This is a genomic window from Nocardia blacklockiae (assembly GCF_015477355.1).
GTDB lineage: Bacteria > Actinomycetota > Actinomycetes > Mycobacteriales > Mycobacteriaceae > Nocardia > Nocardia blacklockiae.
The window spans coordinates 361,630-376,186 of the sequence record NZ_JADLRJ010000005.1 but is presented as its reverse complement, the minus strand read 5'-3'; the positions used below and the strand labels follow the sequence as shown (position 1 = coordinate 376,186).

14 protein-coding genes are annotated in these 14,557 nt (G+C 70.9%); 4 read left to right on the top strand and 10 right to left on the bottom strand.

Going from position 1 to position 14,557, the window contains the following annotated elements:
- Positions 1-4: 4 nt before the first annotated feature.
- From IU476_RS17990 to IU476_RS17980, 3 genes are all read left to right on the top strand, one after another.
- Positions 5-1,369 (top strand): NtaA/DmoA family FMN-dependent monooxygenase, encoded by a 1,365-nt coding sequence (locus IU476_RS17990; protein WP_195101543.1) that lies wholly within the window; start codon positions 5-7, stop codon positions 1,367-1,369.
- Entirely contained in the window at positions 1,366-2,508 is a 1,143-nt protein-coding gene (locus IU476_RS17985) for an LLM class flavin-dependent oxidoreductase (RefSeq protein ID WP_195101541.1), read from the top strand. The genes IU476_RS17990 and IU476_RS17985 overlap by 4 nt, the downstream gene beginning before the upstream one ends.
- Positions 2,509-2,658: 150 nt before the next feature.
- The gene (locus IU476_RS17980; protein ID WP_195101538.1) at positions 2,659-3,234 is read left to right on the top strand and encodes a TetR/AcrR family transcriptional regulator; all 576 of its coding nucleotides are present in this window, start codon (positions 2,659-2,661) and stop codon (positions 3,232-3,234) included.
- Here the strand turns inward: IU476_RS17980 and IU476_RS17975 are convergent.
- The 9 genes from IU476_RS17975 to IU476_RS17935 all read right to left on the bottom strand — a co-directional run bounded on the left by IU476_RS17975 (position 3,222) and on the right by IU476_RS17935 (position 11,844).
- A complete protein-coding gene (locus IU476_RS17975) occupies positions 3,222-3,587 on the bottom strand; it encodes a hypothetical protein (RefSeq protein ID WP_228823822.1) in 366 nt (121 codons plus the stop codon). The genes IU476_RS17980 and IU476_RS17975 overlap by 13 nt on opposite strands.
- Positions 3,588-3,681: 94 nt before the next feature.
- The gene (locus IU476_RS17970) at positions 3,682-4,269 is read right to left on the bottom strand and encodes a hypothetical protein (protein WP_195101537.1); all 588 of its coding nucleotides are present in this window, start codon (positions 4,267-4,269) and stop codon (positions 3,682-3,684) included.
- A 111-nt stretch (positions 4,270-4,380) separates the two neighbouring features.
- On the bottom strand, positions 4,381-4,899 hold the full coding sequence (locus IU476_RS17965; protein WP_195101536.1) for a hypothetical protein: 519 nt from the start codon (positions 4,897-4,899) through the stop codon (positions 4,381-4,383).
- Between the two features lie 121 nt (positions 4,900-5,020).
- A complete protein-coding gene (locus IU476_RS17960; RefSeq protein ID WP_195101535.1) occupies positions 5,021-7,708 on the bottom strand; it encodes a fumarate reductase/succinate dehydrogenase flavoprotein subunit in 2,688 nt (895 codons plus the stop codon).
- 51 nt (positions 7,709-7,759) lie between these two features.
- Positions 7,760-8,539 carry an ABC transporter ATP-binding protein gene (locus tag IU476_RS17955; RefSeq protein ID WP_195101534.1) on the bottom strand — a complete coding sequence of 260 codons (780 nt, stop codon included), beginning with the start codon at positions 8,537-8,539 and terminating at the stop codon, positions 7,760-7,762.
- Positions 8,536-9,396 (bottom strand): ABC transporter permease, encoded by an 861-nt coding sequence (locus IU476_RS17950; RefSeq protein ID WP_195101532.1) that lies wholly within the window; start codon positions 9,394-9,396, stop codon positions 8,536-8,538. Before IU476_RS17950 ends, IU476_RS17955 begins: the two co-directional genes overlap by 4 nt.
- Positions 9,393-10,820 carry an ABC transporter substrate-binding protein gene (locus IU476_RS17945; protein ID WP_195101531.1) on the bottom strand — a complete coding sequence of 476 codons (1,428 nt, stop codon included), beginning with the start codon at positions 10,818-10,820 and terminating at the stop codon, positions 9,393-9,395. Before IU476_RS17945 ends, IU476_RS17950 begins: the two co-directional genes overlap by 4 nt.
- A 37-nt stretch (positions 10,821-10,857) precedes the next feature.
- Complete coding sequence (locus tag IU476_RS17940) at positions 10,858-11,085, bottom strand: 4Fe-4S dicluster domain-containing protein (protein WP_068016491.1); 228 nt, start codon at positions 11,083-11,085, stop codon at positions 10,858-10,860.
- A complete protein-coding gene (locus IU476_RS17935) occupies positions 11,086-11,844 on the bottom strand; it encodes a GntR family transcriptional regulator (RefSeq protein WP_195101530.1) in 759 nt (252 codons plus the stop codon).
- A 469-nt stretch (positions 11,845-12,313) separates the two neighbouring features.
- Between IU476_RS17935 and IU476_RS17930 the strand changes: the two genes are divergently transcribed.
- The gene (locus IU476_RS17930; protein ID WP_195101529.1) at positions 12,314-13,579 is read left to right on the top strand and encodes an ROK family protein; all 1,266 of its coding nucleotides are present in this window, start codon (positions 12,314-12,316) and stop codon (positions 13,577-13,579) included.
- A gap of 12 nt (positions 13,580-13,591) precedes the next feature.
- Here the strand turns inward: IU476_RS17930 and IU476_RS17925 are convergent, their stop codons facing one another.
- Positions 13,592-14,443 (bottom strand): helix-turn-helix transcriptional regulator, encoded by an 852-nt coding sequence (locus IU476_RS17925; protein ID WP_195101528.1) that lies wholly within the window; start codon positions 14,441-14,443, stop codon positions 13,592-13,594.
- Positions 14,444-14,557: the final 114 nt, after the last annotated feature.

The window sequence follows — 14,557 nt, the reverse complement described above, 5'->3', positions numbered from 1 at the left end:
CGACATGGCGAAACAACAGGTACGCAAGCAGATTCACCTGGCCGCCCATTTCCCCGGCGTCAACAACACCACGGTCTGGAGCGACCCGGACTCGCACAGCCAGGTCGAGTTCGACTCGTTCACGCACCTGGCGCGCACCGCCGAGCGCGGCCTGTTCGACTTCTTCTTCCTGGCCGAGGGCCTGCGGCTGCGCGAGCACCGGGGCCGCATCTTCGACTTGGACGTGGTGGGCCGCCCCGACACCTTCACCGTGCTCAACGCCCTGGCCGGAGTCACCACCCGGCTCGGGCTGGCCGGAACGATCAACACCACCTTCAACGAACCGTTCGAGCTGGCCAAGCAGTTCGCGACACTCGACCACCTGTCCGGCGGCCGCGCCGCGTGGAACGCCGTCACCTCCTCCGACGCGTTCACCGGCGAGAACTTCCGCCGCGGCGGCTACCTGCCGCACGCCGAGCGGTACGTCCGCGCCGCCGAGGTCGTCGACGCGACCCGCGCGCTGTGGGACAGCTGGCCGGCGGACGCGCTGGTGGTGGACCGTGAACGCGGCGTCTTCGCGCGCCCCGCGCCCAGCGTGCGCGTCGACAGCACGCAGTTCGACATCGAGGGACGGTTCGTGCTGCCGCGCAGCCCGCAGGGCTACCCCGTGCAGATACAGGCGGGCGACTCCGACGAGGGCCGCGAATTCGGCGCCGCCAAGGCCGACGCCATCTTCAGCCGCCACGGCGAACTCGAGGACGGTCAGCGGTTCTACGCCGATGTGAAGGGCAGGCTGGCGAAGTACGGCCGGGCCCGCGACGACCTGAAGATCCTGCCCGCCGCCACCTTCGTACTCGGCGACAGCCGTGCCGACGCCGAGGAGCGGGCCCGCCACATCCGGCTCCAGCAGGTCGGGCCGCAGACAGCGATCGCCTTCCTCGAACAGGTCTGGGGCCGTGACCTTTCCGGCTACGACCCGGACGGCCCGCTGCCGGAGATCGAACCGGCGGACAACGTCGACATCACCCGCGGCCGGGTGCGGCACGCCAAGGACCCGCGCGCGGTCGCCGAGGCGTGGCGGGCGCGGGCGGAGGCCGGCAACCTCAGCATTCGCGAGCTCATCATCGAGGTGACCGCGCGGCAGCAGTTCGTCGGCTCGCCGCGCGAGGTGGCCGCCGAGATCGACCGCTACGTGCAGCACGACGCCGCCGACGGCTTCATCCTGGTGCCCCACCTCACCCCGGGCGGGCTGGACGAATTCGTCGACAAGGTGGTCCCGCAACTCCAGGAGCTCGGCAGTTTCCGCACCGAGTACACCGGCACGACATTGCGCGACCACCTCGGTCTGCGCCACCCCCACGAGAACAGCGAAGGAGTCCGGGCGTCATGACCCAGTCGAGCGTCCCACTATCGGTGCTGGACCTGTCCCCGGTCAGCGCCGGGTCCACGCCGCAGCAAGCCCTCCGCAACACCGTGGACCTGGCCCGGCACGCCGAAGCCTGGGGATACCGGCGCTTCTGGCTGGCCGAACACCACTTCGTGCAGGTCGCCAGCTCCGCCACCGCCACGCTGATCGGCCTGGTCGCGGCCGCCACCAGCACGATTCGGGTGGGCTCGGCCGCCGTGCAGCTCGGGCACCACACCGCGGCCTCGGTGGTGGAGTCGTTCGGGACCGTCGACGCGCTGTACCCGGGGCGGCTCGATCTCGGTCTGGGCCGCTCGGCGCACCGCGTGGCGCAGCTGCGGTCGGCGGGCGTGCCGCCGGTGCGGGCGCCCGCGCGCCCGACCCGGGTGCGCGACGGTGTGGTGATCCCGCCGCCGTTCACCCCGGGCCAGCAGCTCGACACCTCCCGGCTGGCGGCTTCCTTCGAGGCGCTGCTGCTGCCCGGCGCGCAGGCCGTCGGCTACACCGAGCAGGTCGAGCAGATCCGGGCGCTGCTGGCCGGTGACTACCGGACCGCGGGCGGCGTTGCGCTGCACGCGGTTCCGGGCGAGGGCGCGGACGTCGACCTGTGGCTGTTCGGCTCCAGCGGCGGCGAGAGCGCCCAGCTGGCCGGGCGGCTGGGCCTGCCGTTCGCGGCGAACTACCACGTGTCGCCGGGAACGATCCTGGAAACCGTTGCGGCCTATCGTGATTCGTTCCGGCCGTCGGCGCGCTACCCCGAGCCGTACCTGGTGGTGTCCGCGGATGTGGTGGTCGCCGAGGAGGAGTCGACCGCCAAGCACCTCGCCGCCACCTTCGGGCACTGGGTCTACAGCATCCGCAGCGGTTCCGGCGCGGCCGAGTACCAGGACCCCGACACCGCCGCGCCGCTGACCGAACAGCAGCAGCGCCTCGTCCACGACCGCGTCACCACCCAGTTCGTCGGGACCCCCGCCCACGTCGCGCAGCGCCTGACCGCGCTCCAACAGCTCACCGGCGCAAACGAACTCGTCGTCACCTCGGTGACGCACAAGCACGAGGACCGCCTCACCTCCCACCGGCTGCTGGCCCGCGAGTGGGGTCTGTCGCACATCCGCGCCGCCTGACGCCCGCGCGGCGTCAGCGGCGGAGGACGCGGCGAACCCCTCGTGCGCCGCGACTCCCCACGCTATTGACTTGCCGACCGGCTAGGTAATCGGCCCGAGGGTCACGCTAGAGTTCTCCTTGCCGGTCGTCAAGCAGAGCGAAGGGATGCGATGGACAGGCGTCGCAGCGACACCCGGGAGCGGATCCGCGCCACGGCCATGGAGCTGTTCGCCGAGCGCGGGTACGACAAGACCTCGCTGCGGGAGATCGCCGAGCGCCTGGGAGTCACCAAAGCCGCGCTGTACTACCACTTCCGGACCAAGGAAGACATCGTGGTCAGCCTGTCGGAGGACCTGCGCGGCGGCGTCGACGAGATCGTGGCGTGGGCGGAGTCCACGCCGCCCGGCCGGGAGCGCGCGGCGGAGATCGTCACCCGCTACGGCGCGCTCCTGCACAGCCTGGGGAAGGACATGATCCGGTTCTGGGCCGAGAACCAGTCCGCCTTCCGTGACCTCGGCATCGGCAGCAGCCTGCGCTACCAGTTCCGGGTGCTGGCCGACCTGATCACCGCCCCCGACCGCACCCCGCTGGCCACCTTCCACGCCCGCCAGGCGCTGCTCGCCATCAGCTGGAGTCTGTCGATGATGGGCGACCTGGAACTCGACGACGAGGAGAGCTACCTCGCCGCGACCCGCATCGCCTTGGACATCGTCGACCGGACGACCCGGCCCGATCACTCGCGATAGACCCGCACGTACGCGTTGGTCGCCGTGCCGATGCTCATGGGGCCCAGGCAGGACGCCGAGCCGCCGCCGGACGGGCTGAACGAACCGCTCCAGGATCCGCGGTACGGGCCGACCTGGACCAGCGGGAAGGCGAAGGGCACGGGGGCCACTCCGAAGCACTCGACCACCAGGCTGTATTCGCGGCCCGGCGGGAAATCGACGTCGTGGCAGGTCGCGGTCGCGCCGACGAGGTCGCGGGTGACGGTGCAGTCCTCGGGCGCGGCGTTCGCGGTGCCGACACCGAAGACGGCGACGCACCCCAGGGCCGTCGCGGCGGCGGCCGCGAGGCGGGTGGCGGTGAGTGATTTGCTCATTGATAGTTCCCTTCGGTAGCTGTCGTAGTGCAAATCTATTGCCACCGTCGGATCGTTAACGCCGCTTGACCCGAATTCGCAACCGTGGGCGCGTCTACTCGTCCTGGTCGGCCGCGATCATTTCCAGGACGTGCAGCCGGTTCGCGGGGTCGAGCAGCAGCGCGGCCGACCAGAGATAGCCGGCGAGCCCCAGCGGAGGCTTGGTGAAATCGGCTGCGGGAGTGAACAATTCGGAGACGCCCCGTTCGGGGAGATAACGGTAGGTGAGCGCGACCCACTCGTTGCCGCGGGCGTCGTAGATGACCGCGTTCGCCATTTCCTCGGCGGTGGGACGGTCGGGCAGGCGGCCTTCCAGCATGATCCGGCGCATCTCGCCGGACGCGGTTTCCTCCGGGGTGAATTCCTCGCAATAACCTTCGAAAACCAGACCGAAACCCCACAGCGGCATGCCCTTGTGTTTCAGCTGCGCCGCCCGCAAATGCACCGGATGCATTGCCGAGGCGGCGGTCTCGGCATTCTCCAGCGGGCCCGCGGTGACGGTCGTCTCGCCGTCGGCAGCGGCGGCGAAACCGAAGAACATCGGCGCCGAATCCCATTCCCGATGCTGATCGAGCATCCAGTGCGTGAGATCGCGGATCGCTTCGTCGGTCGGATAGTGGATGGTGACCGGGCCGGTCGTCACGTCGGCGGCTGTCCTTTCTCCTTTGCCGCCAACGCTACACGCCCCGGGGCCGCGCGCGCGGCGCCCGCGATACCTCGACGGTATCGCGGGCGCGGCTGTGTGCTCGTGTGGTCAGTTGAAATGCAGGGTGTTGATCGGGATGCGGCCGTTGGTGGCCGTGCCGTTCATGCACGCGTTCACCAAGGGCTGGCTGTCCACGGGGGCCTGGTCGACGTGCAATTCGCCGCCCGCACCGGGTCCGTCGGTGATGTTCAGGGTGTTGGTCACCGCCGCGGCGGGATTGCCGCCGGGCACGTGCCACTGACCGGCGATGCGGCTGACTTCGCCGTTGCCCCAGCGCAGCACGCCGTCGAGGAAGCCGAGGGCGTCGTTGCAGCTGCCGTTGCCGTTGAAGTCGGCCTGCAGGGTGACGTCGGCGGCCGGCGTGCCCACGCAGCCGTGCAGGTCGGCACCGAAAGCGCCCTGCACCGGCACGGTGTTCATGCCCAGCGGATTGGTCTGGAATCCCATGTCGCCGCCCGGACACCAACCGCCGAGCGGTTCGGCCGAGGCGGGCTGGAAGGCCAGCAGCGGCGCAGCCAGGGCAGCGGCCGCCGCGGAGATCACAGCGATTTTCTTGGATCTTGCCATGTGAATCCTCTCCTTCTCGATCAGTCGATCATGTGGAGCAGTAGAAACTGTGGCAATTTCCTGGCATGAGCACGCCTACCCGGGTCGACGCGGGCAAAACCTTCGACACACAATTTTCGGATCAATCCAGCGCACGTCGGGCATACGCGCGGACGTCGGCGTCGGAATCGGACAGGGCCGCGTGCAAGGTGTCCCGGGCTCGGGCGTGGCGCGGCCAGGTGCTGAGGGTGAGTACGGCCGCCTTGCGGACGTCCGGATGCGGATCGCGCAGGGCGGGCGCCAGCGCCTCCGCCGCCTGCTCCGGGTCGAGTCCGGCCCAGCCGCGCGCCGCGCCCTCGCGCACCTGCCACGCCGAATCGTTCAGTGCCGCAGTGAGAGTCGCGGTGTCTTCGGCGCTGCCCAAGGCGGCCAATGCCGCCAGCGCGGCGGCGCGCACCAGGGGATCGCGGTCGCCGGTGAGCGCCCGCACGGTGTCCGCGCCGCCGCGGCCGACGGTGGCCAGGCCGCGCGCCGCGGCGACCCGCACCTCGCGATTCTCGTCGTGGGCCGCGGTGGTCAGCGCGGTCCAGTCGTCCAGCGACACCAGGGCGTGCACCCCTTCGATCCGCACCCGGTGGTCGGGGTCGACCACGGCCTTGCCGAACAGCTCCGGGTCGCCGGATCGCAAGGCGCGCAGCAGATCCACCACCGCCGCGCGGACGAGGGGATCGGACGCGTCCGCGAACTCGGCCAAACCGTTTGCCGCGGGCAGGATTTCGACCAGCTCGCGCAGGCCGGAGACCGCCGCCGCGCGGACCGCCGCGTCCGGGTCGCCGAGCGCGGCGATCAACCGGTCGGCGAAGCCGTCGGGCGTCTCCTCGGTCAGCACCGACAGCGCGGTGGCGCGCACCCGCGGCTCCGGGTCGTCCAGATAGGAGACCAGGTCGGCCACCGTCGGGGCGTCCAGCGCCAGCAGCTCGGCGATGCGTGGCGCGGCCCCGTCCTGCGCGTCCGCCGCGGCGGATTCCTCACGGTGGGTCACCCGCGGCGCGGACGTGTGCACCTGCGGCGGGCCGGTGACCACGGCCGGCTGGGCGACCGTCGTGACGTCGCCGGTGGAGGGCACCGCGGCGAATTCCGGCACCGGCACGAAATACGGTGCCACCGGACGCTTCAGGAACTCCATGCCCGTCGCGCCCTTGCGCAGGTTCAGGTGGTAGCGCCAGTCCGTGTCGTCGCGCTGCGGCAGGTCGGCGCGCTCGTGGTAGAGGCCCCAGCGGGATTCGGTGCGGGTCAGCGAGGAGCGCGCCGCCATCTCGGCGCAGTCGCGGATGAAACTCACCTCGGCGCAGCGCATCAGCTCGTGCGGGGTGGTCGCGCCCATCTCCGCGAGGTCCTCGTGCATCCGCTCGAACGTCTCGACCGCGAGCGACAGCTTGGTCGCGGTCTTCGGCGGCGCCACATAGTCGTTGACGAAACGGCGCAGCTTGTACTCCACCTGGGGCTGCGGCGGCCCGTCCGGGCGGCGCAGCGGGCGGTAGATCAGTTCGTGCGCGTCCGCGAGCTGGTCGGCCGGAAGTGCCTGCGGGGCGGCGACTTCCGCGAGGGTGGCGGCGGCGTGCTCACCGGCCAGGTCGCCGTACACGAACGCGCCGATCATGTAGTTGTGCGGCACGCAGGCCAGGTCGCCGGCCGCGTAGAGGCCGGGAACGGTGGTGCGCGCGTGCTCGTCCACCCACACCCCGGAAGCGGAATGGCCGCTGCACAAACCGATTTCGGAGATGTGCATCTCGATGTCGTGGGTGCGGTAGTCGTGCCCGCGATTGGCGTGGAAGGTGCCGCGGGTGGGGCGCTCGGTGGTGTGCAGGATGCCCTCGAGCGCGGTCAGCGTCTCGTCCGGCAGGTGCGAGACCTTCAGGTAGATCGGCCCGCGCGCGGACTCGATCTCCCGCTTCACCTCCGCCATCATCTGGCCCGACCAGTAGTCGGAGTCGACGAAGCGCTCACCCTGCGCGTTCACCTGGTACCCGCCGAACGGGTTGGCCACATAGGCGCAGGCCGGACCGTTGTAGTCCTTGATCAGCGGATTGATCTGGAAGCACTCGATACCCGACAGTTCCGCGCCCGCGTGGTAGGCCATGGCGTAGCCGTCGCCCGCGTTCGTCGGATTCTCGTAGGTGCCGTAGAGGTAGCCGGAGGCCGGCAGCCCGAGCCGACCGCAGGCCCCCGTCGCGAGGATCACCGCCTTCGCGCCCACGGCGACGAATTCGCCGGTGCGCGTGTGCAACGCGGCCGCGCCGACCGCGCGGCCGCCGTCGGTGAGCACCCGCACCGGCATGAGCCGGTTCTCGATCCGGATCCGCTCGCGCATCTTCCGTTGCCGCAGCACGCGATACAGCGCCTTCTTGACGTCCTTGCCCTCAGGCATCGGCAGCACGTACGAGCCGGAGCGGTGCACCCGGCGCACCGCGTACTCGCCGTAGGCGTCCTTCTCGAACTTCACCCCGTAGCGCTCCAGCCGCTGCACCATCGCGAAACCGCGGGTGGCGGTCTGATACACGGTGCGCTGGTTGACGATTCCGTCGTTGGCGCGGGTGATCTCGGCGACGTAGTCCTCGGGTTCGGCCTTGCCCGGAATGACGGCGTTGTTGACCCCGTCCATGCCCATCGCCAGCGCGCCGGAGTGCCGCACGTGCGCCTTCTCCAGCAGCAGCACGTTCGCGCCGTGCTCGGCGGCGGTCAGCGCGGCCATGGTGCCGGCCGTGCCGCCGCCGATGACCAGCACGTCGCAGTCGATGCGGGTGGTTTCGGACAGGTCGGGAATGTTCATCAGCACAACGCTCCGGGAGGAAGTGGTCGGCGCGGACCGGGCGGCCGCCGGTCAGCGCGCGGACGCGGTGAAATCGCCCGAATAGTCCAGGGCGGCAAGGATTTCGGCGCGCACAGCCGATCGGTCGACGGCGGCCTCGCGCGGCCGGGGCACGTCGAACAGCGCGCGCAGGGGCTGGGTGGCGCGGCCGAGCACGGCGACGCGGTCGCCGAGCAGCAGCGCCTCGTCCACGTCGTGGGTGACGAAGACGACCGTCGCGGGATGGGCCTGCCAGGTGTCGACGAGCAGGCGCTGCATGGTCGCGCGGGTCGGCGCGTCGAGCGCGCCGAACGGCTCGTCCATCAGCACCGCGCGCGGCGCGCCGGCCAGCCCGCGCGCCAGCTGCACCCGCTGCCGCATGCCGCCGGACAGGCTCTTGGGCAGATAGTCGCCGAAGCCGGTGAGGCCGACCTCGTCGATCCAGCGTTCGGCCCGCGCACGGCGGCCCGGCCGCGGCTCGCCCCGAAGCTTCAGGGCCAGTTCGATATTGGAGCGGACGGTGCGCCAGGGCAGCAGGGCGTCGTCCTGGAAGACCATCGCCCGGTCGCGGGACGGCCCGGTGATCTCCGCGCCGTCGGAGAGCAGGCGGCCGGACAGCGGCGGCAGCAGCCCGGCCAGCGCGCGCAGCACCGTCGACTTGCCGCAGCCGGAGGGACCGGTGAGGGCGAGAATCTCGCCCGCGCGGATCGCCAGGCTCAGGTCCCGCACGACCGGCGCACCGGCATAACCCAATTCGGCGCGCTCCAGCGCCAGGCTCGTCGCCGCGTCCGCGCGGACCGTGTCGCCGCTCATCTCGTTCCCTCCGCGACCCGGGGCAGCCAGCGGGTGCACCGCCGGCCGAGCAGTTCCACCGCGGCCGAGGTGCCGAAGCCCAGCACCCCGATGGTGATGATGCCGACGAATACGGCCGGGTAGTCCACGATGGTGTACGCCTGCCAGGTGCGGTAGCCGACACCCAGCCGGCCCGAGATCATCTCGGCCGACACCACGCAGATCCACGCCACGCCGATGCCGACCGACAATCCGCTGAACACGCCGGGCAGGGCGCCCGGCAGCACCACCCGCGCCAGCACGTCCCAGCGGGTGCCGCCCTGGGTGCGGATGGATTCCTCCCAGATCGTCGGCAGCGCCCGCACCGCGTGCCGGGTACTGACCAGGATGGGGAAGACGGCCGCGAGGAAGGTGATGAACACGATCCCGGCCTCGTCGGTGGGGAACAGCAGGATCGCCACCGGCACGACGGCGATGGCCGGGATCGGCCGGGCCAGTTCGGTCAGCGGGCCGACGATGTTCGCGAACACCTGCGAACGCCCCAGCGCCACACCGGTTCCCACACCCAGCACGGCCGCCAGCAGGAAGCCGCTGAGAATGCGGACCAGCGACTGCCCCAGGTCCAGCCAGTAGGTGTCGGTGCCCAGCTGCCGCTGCAGCGCGGCCACGATCTGCGTCACCGTCGGCAGCGTGTCGAACCGGACCCACAGCCGAATATCGTTGGCGGTCAACAGCTGCCACACCGCGACGGCGGCCACCACCGACGCCACCCGCACCAGTCGAGCCCGCCACCGCGCGCGCCCGCCGGGCGCGGGCGCCACGACCGGGTCCACCGCGACCGCGGTCGGAGCCTCGAGCCGGACGGCCGTGGCGCTCATGACCGCACCTCGCCGACGGCTTGTTCGTAGGACAGCTGGGTGCTGCCGGGGTGGGCCGCGAGGTAGCGCTGCGCGCCGGCGGGGGTGGTGAACGGCAGATAGGTGTCGCCGGAGCGGACCCACAGGGCCTTGTCGGCGTACCAGCGCGTGCCCAGTTCGGCGTCCGGGACGTAGGCGGCGCGCACCTTCTCGCCTTGTGCGCGAGCCTGTTTCACCGCGCGCAGGAGGCTGGTGGGATCGGCGGCGGCCTGGGTCGCGGTCCGGCCGTCGAGCCACAGCTCACTCGCGAGGGCCGGGTCGGACGCCGGGCGACCGGCCACCGGATCGGTGCCGGTGATGGGGGCGGGGTTGGCGAAATTGCCTACCGCCGCGGTGTAGTCGACGCCGCGGTCGGCGAACGCCTTGCGCAGCGGCGCGTCGTTCACGAACCCGTCGATGTCGAGGTCGGCGAAGTCGCCGATCGACTTCAGGTACGGCACATCGCCTTTGAACGCCTGGATCAACTGCGGCTTGAGCGGTGTGTCGAAAGACGTTCCGCCGGGGCCGTTGTAGAGGTACACCACTTCCTGCGGCAGCCCGGAGCCGTCGGCCACCAGTTTCGCCGCCGCCAGCGGCTGCTGGTGCAGGAAGTCCGTGGCGTCCAGCTGTGCCTGCAGGAAGGCGTCGAGCACCTCCGGGTGCTGCTTCGAGTAGTCGCGCCGGGCGACGACGCCGTGGAAGGTGGGCACGTTCAGCTCCGCGCCGTCGAACAGCAGCTTCGCCTTGTCCTGGAAGACCAGCAGACCCGGCCACGCCACGAACTGCGACAGCGCCTGCACCTGCCCGGATTCCAGCGCCGACGCGCCGATCTGCGGCTGCTGGTTCAGCACCTCCACGCCGGCTTTCGGATCGATCCCGTCGCGGCTCAACGCCTGTCGCAGCAGGCCGTCGCTGGCCGAACCGACGCTCGACGACACCTTCCTGCCCGCCAGCTCGTGCAGCGACCGCACCGGCGAATCCCGGTGCACCACAATCATGTTCAGCGATCCGCGCGGCTGGTACCCGGTCACCGAGACGAATTCGGTGCGGGACCGCTCGTTGGCCTGGGTGCGGGAACCGTTGATGAGCAACGGATAGTCGCCCATCGAACCGATATCGATCTTCTCCGCCACCATCTGCGCGGTGATCGGGGCGCCGGTGTCGTAGTCCTGCCACTCCACCTGATACTTCTTCCCGCCGCCCGCGGTGATCTTCGACAGGCGCTGCTCCAGAAAGCCTTTCGCCCGCAGCAGCGTTCCGGCGGTGACGGTGTTGATGGTCTTCGACTGATAACCGACGACGACCTTGACGGTGTCGCCGGACGCGGCCTGCTCGAGCGAGCAGCCGGCGGCGGTGAGCGCCACGACGGCGGCCGCCGCGGCGAAACGGGCACGACGATACTTCATGGGTTTTCCTCGAACGGAAGAATGCGGTGTGCGCGTCTCAGCGCAGCAGGTAGGGCATGTTCACGGTGACCGCGCCGGTGGGGCAGCGGGCCGCGCAGGGCCCGCAGTACCAGCACTCGTCGACGTGCATGAACGCCTTGCCGTTGTCCGGATTGATCGCCAGCGAGTCGAGCGGGCAGATCTCCACACACAGCGTGCATCCCTCGATGCACAGCGATTCATCGATCGTCACGGGGACATCGGCGCGCTGATTGACCAGGGCCATTCAGGTCAACCTCCAATCGGGGCTGTCGATCGGGCGGACAAGGCTGCCGCGCATGGTGATGCGGTCACCGCGCAGCCGGATGTACTCGAGGTCGACGGGCCGGCCGTCCTCGAGTCTGGTGAGTCGTTCGAGCAGCAGCAGCGCGCTGCCCTCGGGCACCTGCAGGGTCGCCGCGGAATGGGAGTCGGCGGTGATGGCCTCCAGGACCAGGTCCGCCGAACCCAGCGGGCGGCCGTCGAGTTCCTCGATCAGCGCGAAGACGTCGTTGGTCTCCAGGTCGCGGGCCAGGATGCGGTCGCCCAGGTCGGGGACGAGGTAGGTGAGGTCCAGGCTCAGCGGCAGGTCGCCCAGGTAGCGCAGCCGCTCCAGATAGACGGCCGGCTCGCCGGGCTCGAGCCGCAGCCGCCGCGCGACCGCGGGCGGCGGGGTGAGCCGCCGGGCGGCGCGCACCTCGTTGCGGACCTCGCCGTGTTCGCGCAGCGTCTCCTTCAGGCCGCGCAGCGCGTCCAGGCCGTGGTCGTACTTGCGTTGCGCCACATGGGTTCCCACCTTGGGCGCGCGTTCGATCAGGCCCTCGTCCTTCAACCGCGCGAGGGCGTCGCGCACGGTGTTGCGCGAGACGTCGAATTCGGTCGCGAGGTCGGCCTCGGCGGGCAGCGCGCGGTCGAAGGTGCCGGAGTGGATCTGCTGGCGCAGCACGTCGGCCACCCCGCGGGCGCGGTCGGCGCGGCGCGGGGAGCGTGCCGGTTGCTGCGTCACCTCATCTCCTTCCGCCGTTGACCTGCGATAACGACTGTAACGGCGGGTGCGGGCGGGCCTCGGTGAACGCTTCCGGGCGGTAGTGGTGGTGCGGGTTATCCGCCGCCTCGGGAGCGCGGCGTCCTGCTCGAATCACGGTGATTCATGCCATTACGCCACCCGGGCCACCTGCGGAGGAGATTGGAATCAGGCTGAGCCAAATGGATGCAGACCACCTGGTCTGGCATCCTCGATACATGGGATGTTAGCTTTGATGCCATGTCCTCCAGCCGACCGAATGCCACGCGGGTCACGTATATGACCATCGCGCTCGGTGTGCGGCTGCCGCGGCAGCGGGAGCTGTGTTGCTCCCGGCCGCGCAGCTGAGAACCGCCGCTCTCGTATCCCGAGCCGGGCCCTTCTCGCTGCCTTGTTGCTGATCACGTTCGACCTGTCCCGGCCGCGCCGGGACCACAACAAGGATTCCGACATGACGAGCCCCACCCTCGAGCGACAGTCCTCTCCGGCTTCGGCTGCCACCCGGGTAGCCGCCCCGCGACCGGCGGTCCCGCCGGAACTGCGGATCGCCGACAACCCGGCGGCCGCCGTGCTGCGCGCCGCCACCCGCGGTCCGATCTTCCGCGATACCGCCGCGCAGGCAACGGGTTTGAGCATCGCGACGGTCAATCGCCAAGTGTCCGCGCTGCTTTCGGTCGGGCTGCTGCGCGAGCGGGCCGACCTCACCGCCTCCGGCGCCGTCGGCCGCCCCCGCGTGCCGTTCGAGGTGGACACCGACACCTACGCCACGCTCGGCGTGCACATCGGCGCCACGGTGACCCGCATCATCGCCGCCGACCTGTCCGGGCGCATCCTCGGCGGCCTGGAGATCGCCACCCCGCAGGCCGGGCAGGACGCCGCGCTCACCATCATCGCCCGCAGCGCCAAGGCCTTCCTCGATCGGCTGCCGCGCCGCCGTCCGCTGTGGACCGGTGTCGCGCTGGCCGGGCGGGTCGATCCCGCCGCCGGGGTCGTCGACCATCCGCGCCTGGCCTGGCGCGCCGCGCCGGTGGCGGCGGTCTTCAGTTCCGTTCTGGACCTGCCGGTTTCGGTGTCCGCGCACGTGGAGGCGATGGCCGCGGCGGAGCTGCTGCTGGCGCCCGGCGAGGAGCAGCGGCCCGGATCCAGCCTGTACGTGTACGCCCGCGAGACCGCGGGTGTCGCGGTCACGCTGCACGATCGCGTGCACACCCCCGCCAATGGCCCCGGGTCCATCGCCCACCTGCCCACCGGCTCCGATGTGGAATGCCAGTGCGGCCGGCGCGGCTGCTTGGAGGCGACGGTCGGCGAGGCGGCGCTGCTGGGCCGGGCCGAGCGCGCGGGCATCGTGCCCAAGCGCGAGGCCCCGCGGCGGCCGGTGATCGCCGATCTGTACCGGGCCGCCGAGTCCGGGTCGGTCCCGGCGCGCGAGCTGCTGATCGAGCGGGCCGAAATCCTCGGGCACACCGCCGCTCTGGTGCGGGACATGTTCAACCCGGACCGAGTGGTGCTGGGCGGCCAGGCATTCACGGGCTACCGCCCCGGAATCGACCACGTCGTGCGCGCTTTCACCCAGGGCACCACCCTGCCCCCGGCCGATCTCCGGATCAGCCGTTTCGGCGGCCGCGTCCAGGAGCACGCCGCCGCGGTCACCGCCCTGAGCGTCTTCTACGCCGACCCCCTCTCCGCCATGCGCCGCAGCATCCGCGCCGCCCGCTGAGTACTCGCCAGTTCAGCGCGCCCGGGATTGTTCGGCGGCCAAGGTCGCCAGCAATTGCAGGGCGTCGGCGGCGGGGGAGTGGGGCTCCACGTGGTGGGCTACCAAGGCTTGGTCGGGATCGTCCGGGAGACGGAAGGTTTCGTAGCCGAGTTCGAGGCGGCCCACGATGGGGTGGCGGTAGATGTGGGTGCCGTGGGTCTTGTCCTTGAGCTCGTGGCGCTGCCAGAGTTCGGCGAATTCTGGACTGCGCAAGTTCATTTCGTCGATCAGGGCGGTGATGTGGGTGTCACCGGGATTGCGGGCCGCGTCCAGGCGTAGGTAGGCGACGGTGTCGGCGGCCTTGTCGTCCCAGTCCTCGTAGAGATCCCGCGCGCTCTCGTCCAGGAAGACCAGGTGCAGGAAGTCGCGCTGCGCGGGCGGGAGCGCGCCGAAGTCGGCTATCAGGGCCGCCGCCAAGCGGTTCCACGCCAGCACGCGGACCCCGCGACCCACGATGTAGGCGGGCACGTCGTGGGCGGCGTCGAGCAGCCGCCGCAAACCGGGGCGCACCTCCTGCGCGGCGGGCGGCTCGTCGCCCGACCACGGGCGGGCCAGACGGTAGAGATGATCGCGTTCCACCGGATTCAGTCGCAGCGCCCGCGCCACCGCGTCCAGCACGGATTCCGAGAATTGCAGGCTGCGTCCCTGCTCCAGGCGCACATAGTGATCCACGCTGACGCCCGCTAGCAGAGCCAGTTCCTCGCGGCGCAGGCCCGGGACCCGGCGGCGGGCACCGTGATCCACCAGGCCCACCTCCCCGGGGCTGAGCCGCGCCCGGCGCGAGCGCAGGAATTCACCGAGTTCGGCGCGACGGTCCAAGGTCATGTCATCGGTAACGCCGGGCCCGCCGAATCCCTTCCTGGTCATGCGGTGCCCAGGCAGCCGCCGCACTGTCGGCGCATCGCGCGCCGGACGAAAGTAGTGCTCAGCGCCGCGACG